This is a genomic window from Variovorax paradoxus (assembly GCF_024734665.1).
Classification (GTDB): Bacteria; Pseudomonadota; Gammaproteobacteria; order Burkholderiales; family Burkholderiaceae_C; genus Variovorax.
Genome location: NZ_CP102931.1, coordinates 4,352,720 through 4,374,023, shown reverse-complemented (window position 1 = coordinate 4,374,023; position 21,304 = coordinate 4,352,720). Strand labels below are relative to the sequence as shown.

The window sequence follows — 21,304 nt, the reverse complement described above, 5'->3', positions numbered from 1 at the left end:
CCCTTCCACTGAAGTCAACCGAGAGAACCATCCCATGAAACGCACGCTCATCGCCTCTGCCTGCCTCGCCGCTACCTGCCTCATGGCCGTTGGCGCCGCGCAGGCCCAGGACAAGGTCAAGATCGGTTTCATCACCGACATGTCGAGCCTCTACGCGGACGTGGAGGGCAAGAACGGCGCCCTCGCGATCCAGATGGCCATCGACGACTTCGGCGGCAAGGTCAACGGCATGCCCATCGAGCTGCTGCAGGCCGACCACCAGAACAAGGCCGACATCGCCGCCTCCAAGGCTCGCGAATGGATCGACACGCAGGGCCTGACGATGCTGTTCGGCGGCACCAGTTCGGGCACCGCCCTGGCCATGGCCAAGGTGGCGCAGGAGAAGAAGCGCGTGTTCGTCGTGAACGGCGCGGGCAGCTCGGCGCTCACCAACGAGCAGTGCAGCCCCTACACCGTGCACTACGCCTACGACACCGTGGCGCTGGCCAAGGGCACCGGCAGCGCGGTGATTGCGCGCGGCGACAAGAGCTGGTATTTCCTCACCGCCGACTACGCCTTCGGCCAGGCGCTGGAGGCCGATGCCTCCAAGGTCGTGAAAGAGAAGGGCGGTACGGTGGTGGGCAGCGTGAAGCATCCGCTCAACACCTCCGACTTCTCTTCGTTCCTGCTGCAGGCGCAGAACTCCAAGGCCCAGGTGCTGGCGCTGGCCAATGCAGGCGGCGACACCATCAACTCGATCAAGGCGGCCAAGGAATTCGGCATCACCAAGACCATGAAGATGGTCGGCCTGCTGGTGTTCGTGACCGACGTGCACAGTCTGGGCCTGAAGAACACCGAAGGCCTGCTGCTCACCACCAGCTGGGACTGGAACCTCGACGACAAGACGCGCGCCTTCGGCAAGCGCTTCTTCGAGAAGACCAAGCGCATGCCCACCGACATCCAGGCAGCCGACTACTCGGCCACCATGACCTACCTGAAGGCCGTGCAGGCTGCCAAGACGGTCGATGCCGACAAGGTGATGGAGACGATCAAGGCCACGCCCATCGACGACTTCTACGCCAAGGGCACCGTGCGCGCCGACGGCCGCTTCGTGCACGACATGTACCTGGTGCAGGTCAAGTCGCCGGCCGAATCCAAGCAGCCGTGGGACTACTACAAGGTAATCCAGAAGCTCAAGGGCGAAGAGGTCTTCACGACGAAGGCCGAGAGCAAGTGCGCCCTCTGGAAGTGATCCCCCGCGGGCGCGCAGCCGCCCGGGTTCGTTGAAACGCTTATGACCATTTCCCTTCCCGCGCTTTTGAGCCAGCTCCTCCTGGGGCTGGTCAACGGCTCCTTCTACGCCATCCTGAGCCTCGGGCTGGCGGTGATCTTCGGCCTGCTGAACGTCATCAACTTCGCGCATGGCGCGCTGTTCATGCTCGGCGCTGTCCTCACGTGGATGGCGATGGAGTACCTCGGCGTCAACTACTGGGTGATGCTGATCGCGGCGCCCGTCGTCATCGGCATCTTCGGCGTGCTCATCGAGCGCCTGCTGCTGCGCTGGATCTACAAGCTCGACCACCTCTACGGCCTGCTGCTCACGCTTGGGCTCACGCTGCTGATCGAGGGCGTGTTCCGCTCGATCTACGGCGTGTCGGGGCTGCCCTACGACGCGCCCGATGCGCTGTCGAGCGCCACCGACCTTGGCTTCATGGTGCTGCCGAACTACCGCGCCTGGGTGGTCGTTGCCTCGCTCGTGGTGTGCTTCGCCACCTGGTACGTGATCGAGAAGACGCGCCTGGGTGCCTACCTACGCGCCGGCACCGAGAACCCGCGGCTCGTGGAAGCCTTCGGCGTCAACGTGCCGTTGATGATCACGCTGACCTACGCCTTCGGCTGCGCGCTCGCGGCCTTCGCAGGCGTGCTGGCCGCGCCGGTGATGCAGGTGTCGCCGCTGATGGGGCAGAACCTCATCATCGTGGTGTTCGCCGTGGTGGTGATCGGCGGCATGGGGTCGATCATGGGAGCCATCCTCACCGGCCTCGGGCTCGGTGTGATCGAAGGGCTCACCAAGGTTTTCTATCCCGAGGCATCGTCTACGGTTGTGTTCGTGATCATGGTCATCGTGCTGTTGATTCGCCCCGCCGGCCTGTTCGGCAAAGAGAAATAAGGCGAACGGCATGAACATGAAAAAAATCTCCACCGTCGTCTACGTCTTGCTGCTGGTCGCGCTGCTGCTGGCGCCGTTCTTCGGCGCCTACCCGGTGTTCGTGATGAAGCTGATGTGCTTCGCACTTTTCGCCGCGGCCTTCAACCTGCTGTTGGGCTTCACGGGCCTGCTGTCGTTCGGCCATGCGGCCTTCCTCGGCGGCTCCGCGTATGTGGCCGGCCATGCGATCAAGGTCTGGGGCCTCACGCCCGAGCTTGGCCTGATCGCCGGCACGCTCACCGGCGCTTTCCTCGGCTGGCTGTTCGGCGTGCTGGCCATCCGCCGGCAGGGCATCTACTTCGCGATGATCACGCTGGCGCTCGCGCAGATGATGTTCTTCGTCGCGCTGCAGGCCAAGTTCACGGGCGGCGAAGACGGCCTGCAGGGCGTGCCGCGCGGCAAGCTCTTTGGCCTGATCGACCTGTCGAACGACCTCACGATGTACTACGTCGCGCTGGTCATCGTGGTCGCGGCCTTCCTGCTGATCGTGCGCACCATCCACTCGCCCTTCGGCCAGGTGCTCAAGGGCATCAAGGAGAACGAGCCGCGCGCGCTGTCGCTGGGCTACGACGTGAGCCGCTTCAAGCTGCTGGCCTTCGTGATCTCCGCGGCGCTGTCGGGCCTGGCCGGTTCGCTCAAGACGCTGGTGCTGGGCTTTGCCACTTTGTCGGACGTGCACTGGACCGCCTCGGGCCAAGTCATCCTGATGACGCTGGTGGGCGGCCTCGGCACGCTCTCGGGTCCGCTGGTGGGCTCGGCTGTGGTGGTGTTGCTGGAGAACAAGATCGGCGAACTCGGCAACTTCCTGGCGCGCATCACGACGATCGACTGGTTCAACACGCTGGGCGAGTCGGTGACCATGGTCACGGGCCTGATCTTCGTGATCTGCGTGCTGGCATTCCGCAAGGGGATCATGGGCGAGATCATTGCGTTCATCGAGCGGCGACGAGCCAAATAGCAAGCAAGGCAACTGCAATGAAAAAGGGAGCCGAGGCTCCCTTTTTCATTGCATCAGCAGTTGCCTTTTTTCGCCTGGCCGGGCGGGCAGAAATCGCCGCGGTCGCGATCGTGGTCATGGCCGCGCCGATAGTCGCGATCGTGGTCGCGGCGGCGATGCTCTTCTTCCCACTCGCGTTCGCGGCGCGCTTCACGGTACGCCTCGCGCCGGCGCCAGTCGCCTTCGGTCCAACGCCAGCCGCCGCGGTCCTCGATCCAGCGGCCCGGGGCATAGGCGTAGCCTGCGCGCTCGGGCTGCCAGCCACCCGGACGCCATCCGTAGGCACGGCCGTCCCAGGCCCAGCGGCCCGGTACCCAGACGAAGCCGCCGCGCGGCGGTGGCAGGGGTTCGTAGCGTGGCGGCGGCGGTGCTGTCATCACCAGCCCGGGCACATTGATGTTCACCGAGACCTGCGCGTTGGCGGCAAGGGGGCTCGCAAGGATTGAAAGGGCGCCGGCCATGGCCAGTACTGCGATTCGGATTTTCATGATGGGGCTCCTCTGTCTTAGGACGGTTCTGGTAATTTTTCCCAACGCGCGGGGGAGTCGTCCGGTTGTCAGTTCTTCTACGCCGCTACAACAGTTACAGCTTCAGCGGTGGCTGTGGCCAGTGACCTCTAAATTCGATTCGGATGAATGGCAAGCGCCGAAAGAACGTACTCGAATAGCTCTGGGGGGCTATTTGTCAAACCAATGGCGCCTCGATTTCGAGCTTCGACTTTCTGACCGTTGGCATTCGAGCCCCCATAGATGATGTACGGTGTCCTGTTTCCTTGAGTCCGGATTTTGTCGAGGAGCGTGTAGCGCCTGTCGCGAGGGCTGCTAGTTGGCCTTCGGAAGCACGGTGATTTCGATCTCCCGGCTGGCCACGTAGTACGGCACGTGCGCGTGGTTGGCGAACAGCAAGCGCAGCTTGTGTTTGCCGGGCGGCAGGTCGAGCACGGCCTCCGTTTCTCCGTTCCCATAGTGCTTGTAGTGCTGGTGCAGGTACTCGTCGGGCTTGTCGAAGGGAATCGGCGCCTTGATATCCACCGGTAGCGGCATGTCGATCAGGATGTGGTGGTGACCGGTGTTCTTGATGTCGCCGGCGACCACGGGCGAGACCCCCATGCCCGAAGCCACGAACGCGACGCGAAACGGTGACTTCACCTGGTCCCCGTTCTTGATGTTCGTGAAGTACAGCAGTTTTTCCCCGGGCAGGAAAGGGCGCGTGCGATCGTTCGCGCTGATGTCGCTGATCACGGATTCCGTGGTCTCCAGCGGTTTGAGCGCGACGTCGGGCGGCGCTGCGATGGCGAAGGAGGTGCTGATCGACAGCAAGGCACTGGCGATGACGGGCGTTTTCAGGTGGTGATGGGTGTTCATGGGGGGACTTACGATTCCGGCCGAAAAGCGGATGCACTCTACCGTTCTCTTTTTGGAATGTTGTGTTGATGTTGCGATGTTTGGGGCGCGCTCACGCCGACGGTGTGCTCTGCTCCGCGAATGTCCCCCGGCCTGCGGCCTTCTCCTTTATTTCGCTGCGCAGAGCAAACCATCGACGTGATCGATGGACGCAGCGGTCGATCGGCCGGCACAAGAGCCGCGCTCATGTGCGAATGGCACCGGGTACTCCCCGCAGCGAAATAAAGGAGGAGCCGAAGGCGGGGGACATTCGCGGAGGGGAGTACCAGGTGTCATTCGCACGCACCCCGAACGAACACACGCCCCTAGAAACGCACAAAGGCTACAGCCGCAGCGGCGCAGCGTAGCCCGTCATCTCCAGATAGCCACGCCCCACGCGGCGCCCTTGCGCATCGAGCAGGTCGCTCACGCCTTCCCAGTACACGCCGCCAGTCGAGCCGCGGCTGTCCAGTTCCTGGTCGTCGAGCAGGGCGCGCACCTCGAAGCTGCCAGAGGGCGTCTGTACGCGCCATTGCGTCGGGTACTTTGCCTGCGTGCGCGGGCTGTCCCAGGTCTTGAGGCTCTCGAAACGCACTTCGTCGTTCCTGAAGATGCGAGCCGCGCCATCGCGCGGGCGGAACGAGCCGCCGCCCCACAGCGCACTGCCGTCGCTGCGCCGCAGATGGAAGGCGGTGAGGGCGCTGCCGTCGTCGAGGTTCATGCCGATCCAGTCCCAGCCCACGGCCTCGGGGTGCATCAGCGCCTCGCTCCATTCGTGGTCGAGCCATGCGGTGCCGCCCACGTCGAAGGACTGTCCCTTGAGCGTGAGCTTGCCTTGCGCCTTGAGCTGCGGTTCGCTGTAGTAGTAGCTCGCCTGCGATTCGTCGGGGCCCTTGCGCGAGAGGCCTGCATTGCCTTGCAGCAGCACCGGCTGCGTCGGCGTGAAGCGCAGGTCAAGCGAGAACTCGCCAGCCGGAATGCGCGCGACGTAGATGCCGTCTTTTTCCCGCACCAGCGACCAGTCGCGGATGCGCACGTCGGTGTCGCTCGTGCTTGCCTCCGCTACGCCGAAGCCCGCGCGTGCGATGCGCTGGTCATGCAGCAGCACACGGCCTTGCAGGTCGGTGACGGCCGCGTGCGCGAACACGAGATGCTTCGCCGCGAAGGCCGAGCGCATGCCCTGCGTGGCCTCGACGCGCGAGCGGAAGAAGGTCACCTGGTAGCCGAACTCGCGCCCTGCCGGCGTCTTCGCATGACCGGTGATGTACCACCACTCGGTGTGCAGGTCAGGGTGGCTGCCGAAGTCGCGCGGAAACTCCAGCCGGCGCTCGGGCAATGCCCATGCCGCCAGCGGCCCCGCCGCGAGCGCCGCCAGCAGCAGGCCGCGGCGCGACAGCAGTGGCAGGGGAGACATCACGACGCCACCAGCGCATCGATGCGCTTCTGCGCCGGCCCGATGTCGCCGAAGGCGTTCTGCACCCACGCTGCGTCGTGGTAGCTCGGCAGGTAGCGTTCGCCCGCATCGCACAGCAGCGAAAGAATGGAACCCTGCTGCCCGGCCGCGCGCATCTCCTGCGCCACGGCCAGCATGCCGATGAAGTTGGTGCCCGTCGACGGCCCGACCTTGCGCCCCAGCAGCGCCGACAGCGCATGCATGGCCGCTACCGAATCGAGGTTCGGCACTTCGATCATCCGGTCGACCAGCGTGCGGATGAAGCTCGGCTCCACGCGCGGACGGCCAATGCCCTCGATGCGCGAGCCGGCGGCCGTCAGCGTGGCGTCGCCCGTGCGGTGGTAGGCCGAGAACACCGAGCCTTCGGGGTCGGGCACGCACACCTGTGTGTCGTGGCAGCGATAGCGCAGGTAGCGCCCGATGGTCGCGCTGGTGCCGCCCGTGCCCGCGCCCACGACGATCCACTTGGGCACCGGATGCCGCTCGCGCGACATCTGCTGGAACATGCTCTCGGCGATGTTGTTGTTGCCGCGCCAGTCGGTCGCGCGCTCGGCATACGTGAACTGGTCCATGTAGTGGCCGCCGCTTCGCTCGGCAAGCGCGCGGGCTTCTTCGTACACCTGCGCGGCATGGTCGACGAAGTGGCAGCTCGCGCCGTAGAAGGCGATCTGCGCGATCTTCTCGGGCGAAGTGGTGCGCGGCATCACCGCGATGAAGGGCAGGCCCAGCAGCCGCGCGAAGTAGGCCTCGCTCACGGCCGTCGAGCCGCTGGAGGCCTCGACGATGGTCGTGCCTTCGCGCACCCATCCGTTGCACAGCGCATAGAGAAAGAGCGAACGTGCGAGCCGGTGCTTGAGGCTGCCGGTCGGGTGCGTCGATTCGTCCTTCAGGTACATGTCGATGCCGTGCGCGGCGAACGAGGGCAAGGGCAGCGGGATCAGGTGCGTGTCGGCACTGCGCTGGTAGTCGGCTTCGATGCGACGGATTGCGCCGCCGAGCCAGCCGCTGCAGTAAGACGAGGAGGTGGAAGGTGTTTGCTGCTGCATATCGGCGCCAGTCTACAAGTCATGCCTTGTAACGCCCACAAGGTGCGATGAGGCGCGCAAATCGGGATACTGTGCCCTGCCATCTACAACAAGGCAGGAGACGAGACACATGAAAAGAACAAACCTGCGCCCCGCATCGCGGCGCTCGTTAGGTCAAAGGCATTCCTTCGGCGTTGTTGCGCTCGCAGCTTTCGTGCTTGCGGGTTGCGCGTCGGGGCCTCCCGGTTCGCAGACGCCCACGCGTCCTTCCTCATCGTTCGCTGTGCCCGGGCTCGAGAAGCCGGCCGAGGTGCTGGTCGACCGCTGGGGCGTGCCGCATCTTTATGCGGGCACGCTCTACGACGCATTTGTGGCGCAGGGCTTCATCGCCGCGCGCGACCGCTTGTGGCAGATGGATCTCTGGCGCAAGCGCGGCCTCGGCGAAATGGCGAAGGACTTCGGCCCCGCCTGGGTCGAGAACGACCGCGCCGCGCGCGCCGTGCTCTATCGCGGCGACATGTACCGCGAGTGGCTGGCCTACGGCTCCGACGCCAAGCGCGTGGCCGAGGCCTTCACGGCCGGCGTCAATGCCTATGTGGCGCAGGTGCGCGCGCAGCCCTCGTTGCTGCCGCCGGAGTTCGCGCTGCTGGGCTACCAGCCGGCAACGTGGTCGCCCGAAGACGTGGTGCGCATCCGGCATCACGGCCTCACGCTCAACTTCACGTCGGAGATCGATCGCGCCCGTGCGTACTGCGCGGGCGGAGCCGGCATCAAGGCCGACTGGCTGCGCCGCGAACTCGATCCGCCGATCAACCCGCGCGTGCCACCGGGGCTCGACCCATGCACCATTCCCGCGGCCGAACTGCGCGCGGCCTACATGCGCGCGACCGAGTCGCCGCAGTTCACCAAGGCCAACACGCGGCTCGTGTCATCGGTAGCCCAACTGCCGGGCAGCGATGAAGCAGAACAGCTGCAGGCCTCGCAAGGCGACCCGACCGGCGCCTATGGCAGCAACAACTGGGTGATCTCGCCGAAGCTCACGTCAACCGGCCGGCCCATCCTGGCCAACGACCCGCACCGTGCGCACGGCGCGCCGAGCCTGCGCTACATGACGCACCTGAGCGCACCGGGCATGGACGCCATCGGCGCGGGCGAGCCCTTCCTGCCTGGTCTGTCGATCGGGCATAACGGCACCATCGCCTTCGGCCTCACGCGCTTCTACATGGACCAGGAAGACCTGTACGTGTATCAGCTCAACCCGCGCAATGCCAACGAGTACCGCTACCAGGGCCGCTGGGAGCCGATGGTGCGCGTCACCGAACGCATCGCGGTCAAGGGTGAGAGCGCGCCGCGCGAGGTGGTCAACACCTTCACGCGCCATGGCCCGGTGCTGCTGTCCGAACCGGGCAAGCAGCGCGCATATGCACTGCGCGCGGCGTGGCTGGAGCCCGGCATGGCGCCGTACTTCGGTTCCATGGACTACATGCGCGCGCGCAACTGGGATCAGTTCCGCGCGGCCATGAACCGCTGGGGCGCGCCGGGCGAGAACCAGGTCTATGCGGACACCAGCGGCAACGTCGGCTGGATACCCGGCGGCCTGACACCCATCCGGCCCAACTGGGACGGGCTGATGCCGGTGCCCGGCGACGGGCGCTACGAGTGGTCGGGCTTCCGCAACGGCGACGAGCTGCCTTCGGAGTTCAACCCGTCGCGCGGCTATGTGGTGACCGCCAACGAGAACAACATTCCGCCCGACCATCCCGCCGCGAAGAAGGGCGTGGGCTACGAGTGGAGCGACGCGGCGCGGGCGCGGCGGCTCAAGGAGCTGTTCGCGGCCAAGGTGGCGGCAGGCTCGCGCTTCTCCGTCGAAGATTCGGAGCGCATGCAGAACGACATCGTCGCGACGCCCGCGCAGCGCGTGCTGAAGCTGCTCGCCGGCCTGCGCAGCGACGACGCGCAAACGGCGACCGCGCTGCGCATGCTGCAGGGCTGGGACGGCTCCATGGACCGCGACAGCGCTGCTGCCGCGCTGTACGAGGTGTGGAGCAGCAAGCCCCTGCGCGCCGCCGTGCTCAAGGCCGGCGCGGGCGATGCGGGCGCCGCGCTGGCCGCGCCCGGCGACAACACCCGCATGGTGCTGCTGCTCGAAAACCCGTTCGGCTGGGTTACGAACGAGCAGCGTGACGCACTGCTGCTGAAGACACTGCCAGCAGCGATGCAGGAGCTCGGTGCAAAGCTAGGCCCCGACCCTGCGGCGTGGAAGTGGGGCGCCCTGCACCGTGCCGAGTTCCGCCATCCGCTCGGCGGCGTGGTCGATGCCGCCACGCGCAAGAAGCTCGACGTGGGCGATTGGCCGATGTCCGGTTCTTCCTTCACGCCGATGGCGGCGACCTACCGGGCCAGCGACTACAAGCTGACGGCGGGCGCATCGTTTCGCATGGTGCTGGACGTGGGCAACTGGGACGCCTCGCGGGTCATCAACACGCCAGGCCAGTCGGGCAACCCGGAGAGCCCGAACTACCGCGACCTTGCGCCGCTGTGGCTCGAAGGCAAGTACGTGCCGCTGGTCTACAGCCGGGGGGCTGTCGAGAAGGAAACGGTGGAGCGTATCCAGTTGACTCCGGCGCGTTGAGACGCCGAGGGCGCTACCAGTCTTCCTTCACCGCCAGTACCACGTCCTTGCCGGCGGCGGCCCGGCCTGCCATCCAGGCCGTCACTGTGCCGGCGGCCACCACCGCCGCGCACAGCGCCAGCAGGCGGCCCCATGGCACCAGCAGGTCCATGCTCCAGTGGAAGCTCTGCGGGTTCACGACCTTCACGAGCACCACCGACACGGCCAGCCCCAGTCCCAGCCCGGCAACGGCGCCGATGGCCGTCCAGGCCGCGCCTTCGCCCGCCACCACCGCGAGCACCTGTCGCCGCGTGAAGCCCAGGTGCGCGAGCAGCCCGAACTCCTTGCGCCGCGCCAGCACCTGCGCGCTGAAGCTCGCGGCAATGCCGAACAGCCCGATGGCGATGGCCACCGCCTGCAGCCAGTAGGTCACCGCGAAGCTGCGGTCGAAGATACGCAGCGAGGTCGCGCGAATCTGCCCCACCGATGCGATCTCGACGGACTCGGCGGACGAGCCGCCCTGGCGTGCCGCCAAGGCGCGCACCGCAGTCTGCACCGCGCCTTCCGACGCCCCCGGGCGCAAGCCACAGCGCCACGTCGCTCACATTGCGCTCGCCGGTGATGCGCTCGAAGTCCCGCGCATCCATCGTGACCGTGCCGAACTGCCGCGCGTAGTCGCGCCACACGCCCGCCACGAAGAATGTCTGAGCTTTCTTCGAGCCCGCCCGCAGGCCCATTGCATCCGACAGCGGCGTGAACGCCGTGCCCGGCTTCGCGCCATACAGCTCCACCATCGGCTCGCTCACATAGATGCCGATCTGTCCCTCGGGCACGGGCAGCGCGGCACCCACCAGCGGCAGCGATTGCGTCGCCCCACCTTCCAGGCTGCGCGCGATCAGCGTCACGGTGGGCCGTGTTGCATCGAGCTGAAGCGATTGCGTGCGCAGCGTGCCCGTGCGTGCCACGCCGGGCAGCTGCGCCAGCGACTGCACGAAGGCCGGCGAGAAGGTAGCGGTGTCGGTGCTGCTGCTGTTGCCGCTGTTGCTGCCGCGCCCGCCCGAGGTGGCGCGCACGTACAGGTCGGCCGGCAGCACCACGTCGAGCCAGTGCGTTACCGAATCGCGAAAGCTCGCGACCATCACTGTCAGCGCGACCGCCAGGCTCAGGCTCGCGACCACGCCGCTGACCGCCACTGCCGCCGTGCCACGCATGCGGCGCGCGCGCTCGACCGCCAGCATCGGCAGCACGTGTCGCGCGAACATCGGCGCCACTCGGTCGTACAGCAGCGCGATCAGCCAGGGCAGGGCGGTGATGCCTCCGACCAGCAGGCAGCCCACCGACAGGTACGCCGCCACCGGAATGCCGCCGATGGCCGGCACGTTGGCCAGCACCGCGCCGAGCGCGATCAGCCCCAACGCCAGCCAGTGGCCGTTGCCCTGCGTGGGCGCGGCGCCCAGGCCCTTGAGCGTCTGCGCTTCGGGCAGCGCCTGCGCAGCGCGCGCGGGCCACCAGCCGCCGACCAGCGCGGCCAGCACGCCCAGCCCGCCGTACAACAACGCCGAGCCCGCGCTCCAGTGCAGCGTGGGCGCCACGCCTTCGAAATACCCGCCGCCGAGATCGCCGCCCAGAACGCGCAGCGCAAAGGCCGCGAGCGCCGTGCCCAGCGCGAGACCGGCTGCACTGCCGATCAGCCCCAGCACCAGCGATTCGGCCAGCACCAGCCGCAGCCGCTCGCGCGGCGTGAGGCCCAGCACGCCGAGCAGCGCGAACTGCTGCGCGCGCTTGGCCACGCTGAGCGCCAGCACCGAGAACACCAGGAACGCACCCGTGAACAGCGCCACCAGCGCCAGCACCGTCAGGTTCACGCGGTAGGCGCGCGACAGGTTGCTCACGCGCTGCGCCGCATCGCCGGGCTCGGCAAACTGCACGCCTGCTGGCCAGCCCGGCGACTGCTGCAGCGAGGCCATGAAGGCGGCCCTGTCCGTGCCGGGCGTCAGTCGCAGGTCGATGCGACTGAGCCGGCCGATCTGGCCGAACAGCTCCTGCGCGGCAGCGATGTCCATTACCGCGAGCGCCGTGCCGCTGGCTGCGACATGGCCGGCGACGTTGAGCCTCTGCCAGGCATCGCCGCTGCGCAACTGCATCGTCTCCGCCATTCCGGCGGGTGCTTCCGTCGGCAGGCCCAGCGCGCTGCGGGCCGCGGCGTTGAGGAACACATGGCCCGGCGCAAACAGCGAGAAGCGGTCTGCGCCGGCCGTGGCCTGCGGCATCAGCGCGGGCGCGATGGTGGGCAGCACCAGCGCATCGACGCCGATCACGCGCATCGGCACCTGGCGCTCGCCGGCCAGCGCCAGGCCCTGGAACTCGACCACGGGGCTCGCCAGTGCCACCTGCGGGTGCCGGGCCAGTCGCTCGAACACGGCCTCGTCGAAGCCGCCCTGCACGGCGCGCACTTCCAGGTCAGGCTGGCCGTTGACCGAGCGCACCGCGCTCGCGAACTCGTCGAGCGCCGACGCGTTGATCAACTGCACCGAGAAGGCCAGCGCCACGCCGAGCATCACGGCCAGCACGGCCGCCGCGTTGCGCCAGGGGTGGTGGCGGAGTTCCTGCCAGGAGAAGGTGGTGAGCAATGCGCGCATCGGGCAATTGTCGCGGCGCACGCGGTGTTACGCCGCCGTGGCACGATGGCGCCTCTTCGACGACGCCTGAGGAACCTGACGATGCGGCTCTTGCCCCGTGCCCTGTACTGCCCCTGGCTTGCGGCCTGGCTCCTCGCACCACTGCTGGCAGGCCACGCCGCCGCACAGCTTCAGCAGCCCCTGACACTCGCCAGTGACCCGGCGGTGCTGGCCAAAGCCGCCCTTGGCGCCGAGCGGGGCACGCTGGTGGTGGGCACGCTGCGCAACGGCCAGGCAGCCTACGGCGCCGCCTACAACCCCGAGCCTCCGTCGTCGCCGCGCGCCATCGCGGCCGGCAGCGCCGAGCAGCCCATGTTCGAGATCGGCTCCGTCACCAAGGTCTTCACCGGCCTGCTGCTTGCGCAGTCGGTGGAGCGCGGCGACCTGAAGCTCGACGACACCGTGGGCAAGCTGCTCGCCGGCAAGGTCGAAGGCCTCTCGTCCGCGGTGGCCTCGGTCACGCTGCGCCAGCTCGTCACGCACACGGGCTGCATGCCGGTGATGGCCGATGGCGTAACGGGCGGCGCGCCGCTCGCCGAACAGTTCCGCACCTTCGACAAGCCCATGTTCTGGGCGTCCCTCGCGCGCATCAAGCTCACTGCCGCCGCACCGCCGTGCGAGGGCGCGTACAGCAACTTCGGCATGGCGCTGCTCGGCCAGTTGCTGGCCGAGCACTACAACACCTCGTGGGGCGAACTGGTGCGCGCGCGCATCACCGAGCCGCTGGGCATGAACGACACCGTCATCTCGCTCGGCGACAAGGCCTCGCGCATGGCCCCGGCCTTCGCAGGCGACCGCCGCCAGCCGCTGTTCGACATGCTGGCCTACGCGCCGGCCAGCGCGCTGCGCTCCACCGCCGCCGACATGATGACCTTCAGCCGCGCCATCCTCGCGGGCGCTGGCGGCCCGCTCGGCCCGGCCGCCGCGCGCATGCTTACGCCGCTGGCGCGCTACGAGGGCGCCGAGATCGGCTACGCGGTGATGGTGCGCGGCCCCGAAGGCGGCCGGCGCACCTACTGGCACGCCGGCGTCACCGAGGGCTACCGCACGCTATGGCTGCTCGCGCCCGATACCGGCGAAGCGCTGATCGTGCTCAGCAGCAACGCACGCGCGCCGATGCAGCCCGTGATGCTGGCCATCGGCAAGAGCCGCTACCCGGTGCCGACAGTGGAAGTGCCGGTCGATCCGAAGCGGCTGGAGGACTACAAGGGCGAGTTCCGCGTGACGAAGACCAAGTCGTTGAGCTTCACCGTGCGCAGCGGCAAGCTGCTGGTGCGCGAGACCGGGCGTGGCTACAACGCGCTCACGCCTACGGGTAATGACCGGTTTGCCGTGACTGGCATCGGGGCGCAGTTCGTGTTCCGGCGGGATGCGGGGAATGCGGTGGTTGCGGTGTCGCTGACGCAGGGTGGCAGCCAGCTCGATGCGAAGCGGGTGGGTGAGGCCGTCGCCGTACCGCAGGAGTGACTACGGCGGATTCACCGAAGAGCCGGCCGCTCAGAGCCGATCCGACATCGCATGCAGGTACGCACGAACTGCCGCGCTGGCGCTCAGTCCGATGGCGCGGTCATAGGCCTGGCGCGCGGCGGAGCGTGCACCGCCGGCCGCGAGCAGATGCGCACGTGCTGCCCAGAACGGCTGGTAGTTCGCCACCTCCAGCGCGGGAATAGCTTCGAGCGCCCGCAAGCCGATTTCGGGGCCGCGCGCGTTTGCCAGCGCGCAGGCTCGGCTGACCTGGGCGCCGATGCTCGGCCGCAGCGCCAGCAGGCCTTCGTACAGCGACACCAGCACTTCGGGCTCCACCGGCGCGCCCACGCGGCGCTCGCAGTGGGCCGATTGGATGGCCGCTTCAAGCTGGTACGCGCCGAGAGATTTCATTTCCGATGCCCGCCGCAGACAACGCTCGGCCTTCGCGAGCAGATCCGGGTCCCAGCGCAGCGGGTCCTGCTGGTCTAGCGGCACGTAGGCGCCGGTCTCGCTGCGCCGGGCCGCGGCGCGGCTTTCGCAGAACAGCATCAGCGCCAGCAGGCCCAGTGGCTCGGGCTCGTTCGGCATCAGGCCGCACAGGATGCGGCAGAGGTCGATGGCCTCGGCCGTGAGGCCGCGGGGCAGGGCGTCGGCGCCGTCCACGTCGTCCCAGCCGGTGCCGTAGGCGGCGTAGATGCCGTCGAGCACGTCCTGCAGCCGCTGCGGCAGGTCGCGCGCCTGCGGGTATTCGAATGGAATGCCGGCCGCGCGGATACGGGCCTTGGCGCGTACCAGCCGCTGGCCGAGCGTGGCCGGCGCGGTGAGAAAGGCGCCGGCCATGCGCGCCGCATCCAGGCCGAGCACGGTCTGCAGCATGAGCGGCGCGCGCGCCGGCGCATCGATGGCCGGGTGCGCGCACACGAACAGCAGGCGCAGTCGCTCGTCGGGCACGGCCGCGCCGTCGGTGGTGCCTTCGTCGACCTCGCCGGCCAGCAGCAGCAGGCTCTGCGTGGCGGCGTCCTGCACGCGGGTGTGGCGCCAGGCGTCGAGCTTGCGGTGCCGTGCCACGCTCAGCAGCCAGGCATCGGGCTGCACGGGAATGCCGTCGGCGGGCCAGCGTTCGAGCGCTCGCGCAAAGGCGTCGGCGAGCGCGTCTTCCGATGCGGCGATATCGTGCGTGCGCGCCGACAGGATGGCCAGCAGCCGCCCGTACGAATCGCGCGCCGCACGTTCGGCGGCCCGGTGAGCCGCCGGCTCGCTCATGCTGCTACAGCCGTCGCCATGAAGACAGGCCGTATCTCCACCCCGCCGCTGGTCGCGCAGGGCGCGCGCGCCGCCCATTCGAGCGCGGCGTCGATGTCGGGCACGTCGACCACGAAGTAGCCGCCGAGCTGCTCCTTGGTGTCGGCGAAGGGGCCGTCCTGCACCTGGCGCTTGTCGCCGCGCACGCGCAGCGTGGTGCCGGTCATGGGCGGGAAGAGGCCGTGGCCGCCGAGCGAGATGCCGGCCTGGCGCACGGCGTCTGCATACGCGATCCAGCTGGCCCGGTAGGCCTGCGAGGACGCGTCGTCGCGCTGTTCGAATTCGGCCGCGGGCTGATAGAACATCAACATGTACTGCATGGTGTCTCTCCGTCAAGGAAAAGGCTGTTGAGCAAGATCGCTCACCACAATGACGGCCCGCCGGCGGTCATTTCGACACGGGGTTCGTGTCGAGCAGATTATTTTTTATGTGATTGCCGTTTGGCGCAACGGTTGCACCACCTATGCCCTAGGCCGTCATGCCGCCCTGGCCCTGATGGAGGGCGCGAACATGGCTTCCATCTCGTTGCGCAGCTTGTAGGCGGCAGTCGTCGTGTCGATTGCCACATCGGCCCAGCTCAGGCTCTGGCCCTTCTTCACGGGGCGCACCAGCTTGACGTTGTGCGCCAGCCCGAGCGGCAGGCCGCCCAGGCGCAGCGAGCGCTCGGCCGGCAGCAGCTTGCCCCAGACCGTGTAGCCGCCTTCGCCGTCGAGCATCTCGCCCGCCGCGAGGTCGCGCTTGGCTGTGGCGACCACGTCGGCGTTCCAGCAGGTGGCCACGCCGGTGGGCTCGCCGCGAAGCGCCACACTGGCCACCGACATGCCGACTTCCAGCCCGATCAGGTGCCAGCGCTTGTAGAGCGTGAAGTAGCGCCCGCTCGGGTCGGTGTGGGCGTTGTATTCCTCGAAGCAGTTCTTGATGTAGTCGGTCTCGGCCTCGACCGTGACCCACACGCCCATGCGGATGTCGTAGGGAATCTTCCGGCCATCGGCTTCGAGCGACGACACCACCTCGACCATGCCCTTGCGCTCGAGCACGCCGCCTTCGCTCCTGGGCCGCGTGACGAAGGGAATGTCTTCCACGCTCGCGGGCGGATAGAGCAGGCCGTCCGAAGGCACCGTGAGCCCGGTGGCGTTGGCCACCGCCGAGCTTTCGATGGAAGGCTTGGAGCCGTCGAGAAAGCTGTTGAACATCTTCGGGTTGAGCCCGCCGCGCTTCGCCTGCTCGGGCGTGAGGCCGTAGTTGCCCCACACCGTCTCGGGCGTCGATTCGGTGAAGTGCGGCAGCCATTTGTGGCCGCGCCCGGCCGCCACCACCGGAAAGCCGCAGGTGCGCGCCCAGTCGACCAGGTCGCAGATCAGCGCGGGCTGGTCGCCGAAGGCCAGCGAATAGATCACGCCGGCCTGCTGCGCCTTGTGCGCGAGCAGCGGGCCGCAGAAGGCGTCGGCCTCGACCGTCACGTTCACCACGTGCTTGCCGTGCGCGAAGGCGTCGAGGCAGTGGTCCACTGCTGCGATGGGGTTGCCGGTGCACTCGACCACGATGTCGATGGAAGGCTCGCGCGTCACGGCCTGCCAGTCGTCGGTGATCCAGGTGGTGCCTTGCTTCAGCGCCTCTTGCACTGAGCTGGCAGCGGCGCGCTCGGGTTGCCAGCCCACGCGTTCGAGGTTGACGCGGGCGGCGTCGGGCGACAGGTCGGCAATCGCCACCAGTTGCACGCCGGGCGTGCGCGGAATCTGCGCGAGGTACATCGAGCCGAACTTGCCGGCGCCGATCAGGCCGATGCGGATGGGGCGGCCTTCGGCGGCGCGTTGTTGCAGGCGGGTGTGCAGGCTCATGGGGTTAGGCCTGTGCGGTGTCGAGCACGTCGAGCGAGGTGCGCAGCGCGCTCTCGGGCAGGCCGTTTTTCCACGGCACATCGACCGGGTAGGGCTTCAGCAGGCAGTCGTCGGGCAGCATCTCGATGGGCGTGAAGTCGCGGTGCGCGATGTACTCGGGCCGCTTGTGGCGCCGGATGTGGTTGCTGACCGCGCACAGGCTCAGGTACACCGCCACGCGGTTGAAGGGCGAGAGGTTGCTGCCCGAGGCATGCACAAGGCAGCTGTGGAACAGGATCATCGAGCCGGCCGGGCCCTTGGGCGAGACGATGCCGCCGTGCCTGCCTCCGGCGCGATCGACCAGCTGGCGGATCAGCTCGTTGTCCACGGTCCACAGCGGGTAGCTGGTGGTCGTGAGGTCATGCTTCGCATCGACCACGCCCTTGCGGTGACTGCCCGGAATGAACATCAGCGGGCCGTTGTGCTCGGTCACTTCGTCGAGAAAGATCGCGACGTTCATCGCGCGCTCGGTGGGCATCAGGTCGTCGTTGAGCCAGGTGCCGTAGTCCTGGTGCCACTGCCACACGTCGCCTTCGAAGGCCATCTTGCCGTTGATCTTGAACTGGTGCATGTAGACCTCTTCCTCGAAGAGATCGCTCACCGGCCCCACCATGCGTGGGTGTCGCGCCAGCCGCGCGAAGGGCTCGCTGATGAGGTGCGCGGCGAAGTTCGTGCGCACGGCGTTGGAGCCTTTCTCGCGCACGTTGAAGGCTTCGCGCCTGCTGTAGAGGTCGGGCACCGCGTCGGTCAGCACCTTCGTCTCTTCGGCCGAGAAATGGCCGGGGAAGAACAGATAGCCGTCGCGCTCGAACTGCGCGCGTTGCTCGGGGGTCAGCTTCATGCCTTGTCTCCTTTTTTCGTGGGGGTGGGGGATGCGGCTCGCGCCAGTTGCTGCGCAAGCCGTTCGCTCAGTGCCTCGCTGGCCCGCGAGACGTGTTCTTCGCTCAGGCGCGAGGCGCGCTCGACATTGCCGGCGGCGATGGCCGTGGCGATGGCCTCGTGTTCGTCCCACAGCGATTCGCGCTGTGGCTCGGCCTGCAGCACCGCGCCCATCGCGCGGCGCAGGTGGCGCCAGTGCGGATCGGCGCTCTGGCCGATCAGTGGGTTGCCCGATGCCTCGTAGATGGCCTGGTGAAAGGCCACGTCGGCGTCGATCATGGCTTCGACATTGCGCCCGCGCGCTGCGCGCCGACCGCGTTCGATGAGCTTCGGGTCGATGCGAAAACGCTGCTGCGCCGCCAGCCGAGCGGCCAGCACATCGAGCGCGCCGCGCACCTGGTAGACCTTGCGCATCGCCTCGGCTTCGAGCGGCGCCACCAGCACGCCACGGCCGGGCGCGTCGAGCACGAAGCCGTCTTTTTTCAGCAGCCGAAGCGCCTGCAGCACGGGCTGGCGCGACACCGAGAGGCGCTGCGCGATGTCTTCCTGCGTGATGCGTTCGCCAGGCGCGAGCGTGCCGCTGCTGATGGCACCGAGCAGGGCGCGGTAGACCTGATCGACGAGGTCGGGGGCGGCTTCGATGCTGACGAGCTGGGCGGGCATGGGCGGCTTTCTTTGAACTCTGTATACAGAGTACGGAGTTCACGGCCGACGCGTATCCCGGGTTTTTACCCATCGGGGCTGCAAAAAATTGCAAGCCGCCGCTAAGCTCGGACACATGCAACTACCTACCTACGACGACGTCATCGCCGCGGCCGCGCGGCTCGAAGGCCATGCCCACCGCACGCCGGTGCTGCGCTCCACCACCGCCAACGAGCGCTGGGGCGCCGAGTTCTTCTTCAAGTGCGAGAACTTCCAGCGCATGGGCGCGTTCAAGTTTCGCGGTGCGTTCAATGCGCTGTCGAAGTTCGACGCCACGCAGCGCAAGGGCGGCGTGATCGCGTTCTCGTCGGGCAACCATGCGCAGGCCATCGCGCTGTCGGCGCGCCTGCTGGCGATGCCCGCCGTGATCGTCATGCCGAAAGACGCACCGGCCGCCAAGGTCGCCGCCACCAAGGGCTACGGCGCCGAAGTGGTGATGTACGACCGCTTCACCGAAGACCGTGAGGCGCTCACCAAGAAGCTGGCGCAGGAGCGCGGCATGACGATGATCCCGCCCTACGACCATCCCGACGTGCTGACGGGGCAGGGCACGGCGGTGAAGGAACTGATCGAGGAAACCGGCCCGCTCGACCATCTTTTCGTGTGCCTGGGCGGCGGCGGGCTGCTGTCGGGTTCGGCGCTGTCGGCGCGTGCGCTGGCGCCTGATTGCAAGGTCTACGGCGTGGAACCCGAGGCGGGCAACGACGGCCAGCAGTCGTTTCGCGCGGGGAAGATCGTGCACATCGAAACGCCCAAGACCATTGCCGACGGTGCGCAGACGCAGCACCTGGGCGAGTACACCTTCGGCATCATCCGCCGCGACGTGGATGACATCTTCACTGTTACCGACGAGCAACTCGTCGATGCGATGCGCTTCTTTGCCGAGCGCATGAAGATGGTGGTGGAGCCGACCGGCTGCCTTGCCTTTGCGGGCGCCATCGCGGCGGGCAAGGCGATTGCCGGCAAGCGCGTGGGCATCGTGATCAGCGGCGGCAACGTCGACCTGTCGCGCTACGCGGCGCTCCTGTCGGCGTAATTCTTCAGGCGCGGATGCCGCTGGCCGTCAGGTGCAGCAGGCGATCCGCCCGGGCGGCCGCGCTCTCCGAGTGCGTCACCAGCACCAGCGACGCGCCGTGCTCGCGGGTCTGGCCGATCAGCAGCTCCATCACCTTCGCTGCAGTGGTCGGGTCGAGGTTGCCCGTGGGCTCGTCGGCCAGCAGCAGGGCGGGGCGGTGCACCAGCGCACGCGCAATCGCCACGCGCTGCAACTGGCCGCCCGACAGCGTCTGCGGCAGCCGCGCGCCCATGCCGGGCAGGCCCACCGCTTCGAGCATGTGGGCGACGCGGCCATCGTTGTCCTTCTGCTGGCCCAGCAGCATCAACGGCAGCGACACGTTCTGCGCCACGTCGAGGTGCGGCAGCACATGGAAGGCCTGGAACACAAAGCCCACGTGGCGCCGCCGCCAGAGCGCGCAGGCTTCGCCGTCGAGCGCGCCGATGTCGGTGCCGTCGTGCGTCACCGTGCCCTGGTCCCAGCTGTCGAGGCCGGCCATGCAGTTGAGCAGCGTCGACTTGCCCACGCCCGATTCGCCCACGATGGCGACGAATTCGCCGGGCTCGACGCCGAGCGTCACATTCTCGAAGACAGGCGCATCACCGTAGTGCTTGCCGAGGTTGGAAATGCGCAGCGTCATCCGAGTTGAGTGGTCTTGGCGATCAGTTGAACGGCGGTCTGCGCCGCGTCGGGGGCGTCGCAGGCGATCACGGTGCGCTTCGGCATGCTGCGCAGCCAGGTGATCTGCCGCTTGGCAAGCTGGCGCGTGGCGGCGATGCCGCGTTCGCGCAGGCCGGCGATGGCCCGGGCGTCGGGCGCGGCGTCGCCGCAGGCATCGAGTGTTTCCCATGCCTGCCGGTAGCCGACGCAGCGCATCGAGGGAAGGTCGGTCGACAGGTCGCCGCGCGCGCGCAGGGCGCGCACCTCGTCGAGGAAGCCGGCTGCCAGCATCGCATCGAAGCGCTCGGCAATGCGCGCGTGCAGCCAGGCGCGGTCGGTCGGTTCGAGCGAGAACAGCACGCCGCCTTCGACCGCGCTGGCAGTCTTGTTGTCGCTCGCATGAAAGCTCGACAGCGGCTGGCCGCTGCTTTCCCACACTTCGAGCGCGCGCTGGATGCGCTGGCTGTCCTGCGGTGCCAGCCGCGCGGCCGTGACCGGGTCGACCAGCGCAAGCCGCGCATGCATGGCGGGCCAGCCGAGCGTGGCGGCATCGGCATCGATGCGCGCGCGCACCGCGGCGTCGGCTGCGGGCATGGCGTCGATGCCGTCGAACAGGGCCTTGAAATACAGCATGGTGCCGCCCACCAGCAGCGGCAGCGCGCCACGCGCGCGAATCTCGCCGATGAGCCGCGTGGCGTCGGCCACGAAGGCGGCTGCGCTGTAGCTGTCGCGCGCATCGAGGATGTCGATCAGGTGATGCGGCGCGGCAGCCTGCTCGGCGGCCGTGGGCTTGGCGGTGCCGATGTCCATGCCGCGGTAAACCAGCGCTGAATCGACACTGATGATTTCGACCGGCTGCAGCCGCGCCAGCGCCAATGCGGCAGCCGTCTTGCCTGAAGCGGTGGGGCCGGCGAGCGCCACATAGCGCGGCGGACCGGAACGCGCAGCGGCGGGCGATGCCGGGGGAGCGGCCTCGGCGGCCGGTGCGGAGCTGGGAAACATGATGCGCCGAGGGTAGCAAATGGCGCG

17 protein-coding genes and 1 pseudogene are annotated in these 21,304 nt (G+C 68.0%); 6 read left to right on the top strand and 12 right to left on the bottom strand.

Going from position 1 to position 21,304, the window contains the following annotated elements; genetic code table 11:
- Positions 1 to 34: 34 nt before the first annotated feature.
- From NWF24_RS20645 to NWF24_RS20635, 3 genes are read left to right on the top strand one after another with little or no spacing between them, the layout of a single operon-like run.
- A complete protein-coding gene (locus NWF24_RS20645) occupies positions 35 to 1,231 on the top strand; it encodes an ABC transporter substrate-binding protein (RefSeq protein ID WP_093057829.1) in 1,197 nt (398 codons plus the stop codon).
- 42 nt (positions 1,232 to 1,273) lie between these two features.
- Positions 1,274 to 2,149, top strand: coding sequence for a branched-chain amino acid ABC transporter permease (locus NWF24_RS20640; RefSeq protein ID WP_093057828.1), 876 nt, complete (start codon positions 1,274 to 1,276; stop codon positions 2,147 to 2,149).
- A 10-nt stretch (positions 2,150 to 2,159) separates the two neighbouring features.
- A complete protein-coding gene (locus NWF24_RS20635) occupies positions 2,160 to 3,146 on the top strand; it encodes a branched-chain amino acid ABC transporter permease (protein ID WP_258350155.1) in 987 nt (328 codons plus the stop codon).
- 53 nt (positions 3,147 to 3,199) lie between these two features.
- Here NWF24_RS20635 and NWF24_RS20630 read toward each other — a convergent pair whose 3' ends face one another.
- From NWF24_RS20630 to NWF24_RS20615, 4 genes are all read right to left on the bottom strand, one after another.
- Positions 3,200 to 3,673, bottom strand: a complete 474-nt coding sequence (locus NWF24_RS20630) for a YXWGXW repeat-containing protein (protein WP_258350154.1) — start codon at positions 3,671 to 3,673, stop codon at positions 3,200 to 3,202.
- Between the two features lie 333 nt (positions 3,674 to 4,006).
- Positions 4,007 to 4,549: a DUF4399 domain-containing protein gene (locus NWF24_RS20625; protein WP_258350153.1), complete on the bottom strand. Its 543-nt coding sequence runs from the start codon at positions 4,547 to 4,549 to the stop codon at positions 4,007 to 4,009.
- A 361-nt stretch (positions 4,550 to 4,910) separates the two neighbouring features.
- Positions 4,911 to 5,981 (bottom strand): lipocalin-like domain-containing protein, encoded by a 1,071-nt coding sequence (locus NWF24_RS20620; RefSeq protein WP_258350152.1) that lies wholly within the window; start codon positions 5,979 to 5,981, stop codon positions 4,911 to 4,913.
- Entirely contained in the window at positions 5,981 to 7,066 is a 1,086-nt protein-coding gene (locus tag NWF24_RS20615) for a PLP-dependent cysteine synthase family protein (protein WP_258350151.1), read from the bottom strand. Before NWF24_RS20615 ends, NWF24_RS20620 begins: the two co-directional genes overlap by 1 nt.
- Before the next feature lie 109 nt (positions 7,067 to 7,175).
- On the opposite strand from NWF24_RS20615, the gene NWF24_RS20610 reads away from it, so the two are divergent.
- A complete protein-coding gene (locus NWF24_RS20610; protein ID WP_258350150.1) occupies positions 7,176 to 9,677 on the top strand; it encodes a penicillin acylase family protein in 2,502 nt (833 codons plus the stop codon).
- 13 nt (positions 9,678 to 9,690) lie between these two features.
- Here the strand turns inward: NWF24_RS20610 and NWF24_RS20605 are convergent.
- A pseudogene (locus NWF24_RS20605) lies at positions 9,691 to 12,295 on the bottom strand (FtsX-like permease family protein).
- Between the two features lie 81 nt (positions 12,296 to 12,376).
- Between NWF24_RS20605 and NWF24_RS20600 the strand changes: the two are divergent.
- Positions 12,377 to 13,801: a serine hydrolase domain-containing protein gene (locus tag NWF24_RS20600; RefSeq protein ID WP_258350149.1), complete on the top strand. Its 1,425-nt coding sequence runs from the start codon at positions 12,377 to 12,379 to the stop codon at positions 13,799 to 13,801.
- Positions 13,802 to 13,831: 30 nt separating this feature from the next.
- On the opposite strand, the gene NWF24_RS20595 is transcribed toward NWF24_RS20600, so the two are convergent.
- The 5 genes from NWF24_RS20595 to NWF24_RS20575 form a co-directional block, all read right to left on the bottom strand.
- A complete protein-coding gene (locus tag NWF24_RS20595) occupies positions 13,832 to 15,064 on the bottom strand; it encodes an RNA polymerase sigma factor (RefSeq protein WP_258350148.1) in 1,233 nt (410 codons plus the stop codon).
- The gene (locus NWF24_RS20590; RefSeq protein ID WP_258350147.1) at positions 15,061 to 15,423 is read right to left on the bottom strand and encodes a YciI family protein; all 363 of its coding nucleotides are present in this window, start codon (positions 15,421 to 15,423) and stop codon (positions 15,061 to 15,063) included. The genes NWF24_RS20595 and NWF24_RS20590 overlap by 4 nt, the downstream gene beginning before the upstream one ends.
- A gap of 156 nt (positions 15,424 to 15,579) precedes the next feature.
- On the bottom strand, positions 15,580 to 16,941 hold the full coding sequence (locus NWF24_RS20585; RefSeq protein WP_258350146.1) for an NAD(P)H-dependent oxidoreductase: 1,362 nt from the start codon (positions 16,939 to 16,941) through the stop codon (positions 15,580 to 15,582).
- Between the two features lie 4 nt (positions 16,942 to 16,945).
- On the bottom strand, positions 16,946 to 17,821 hold the full coding sequence (locus tag NWF24_RS20580; RefSeq protein WP_258350145.1) for a phytanoyl-CoA dioxygenase family protein: 876 nt from the start codon (positions 17,819 to 17,821) through the stop codon (positions 16,946 to 16,948).
- On the bottom strand, positions 17,818 to 18,522 hold the full coding sequence (locus tag NWF24_RS20575; RefSeq protein ID WP_258350144.1) for a GntR family transcriptional regulator: 705 nt from the start codon (positions 18,520 to 18,522) through the stop codon (positions 17,818 to 17,820). Before NWF24_RS20575 ends, NWF24_RS20580 begins: the two co-directional genes overlap by 4 nt.
- 115 nt (positions 18,523 to 18,637) lie before the next feature.
- On the opposite strand from NWF24_RS20575, the gene NWF24_RS20570 reads away from it, so the two are divergent.
- A complete protein-coding gene (locus tag NWF24_RS20570) occupies positions 18,638 to 19,597 on the top strand; it encodes a threo-3-hydroxy-L-aspartate ammonia-lyase (protein WP_258350143.1) in 960 nt (319 codons plus the stop codon).
- Between the two features lie 4 nt (positions 19,598 to 19,601).
- On the opposite strand, the gene NWF24_RS20565 is transcribed toward NWF24_RS20570, so the two are convergent.
- Both NWF24_RS20565 and miaA read right to left on the bottom strand, forming a co-directional pair.
- Complete coding sequence (locus NWF24_RS20565; protein WP_258350142.1) at positions 19,602 to 20,255, bottom strand: ABC transporter ATP-binding protein; 654 nt, start codon at positions 20,253 to 20,255, stop codon at positions 19,602 to 19,604.
- Positions 20,252 to 21,277, bottom strand: a complete 1,026-nt coding sequence (miaA, locus tag NWF24_RS20560) for a tRNA (adenosine(37)-N6)-dimethylallyltransferase MiaA (protein ID WP_258350141.1) — start codon at positions 21,275 to 21,277, stop codon at positions 20,252 to 20,254. The genes NWF24_RS20565 and miaA overlap by 4 nt, the downstream gene beginning before the upstream one ends.
- Positions 21,278 to 21,304: the final 27 nt, after the last annotated feature.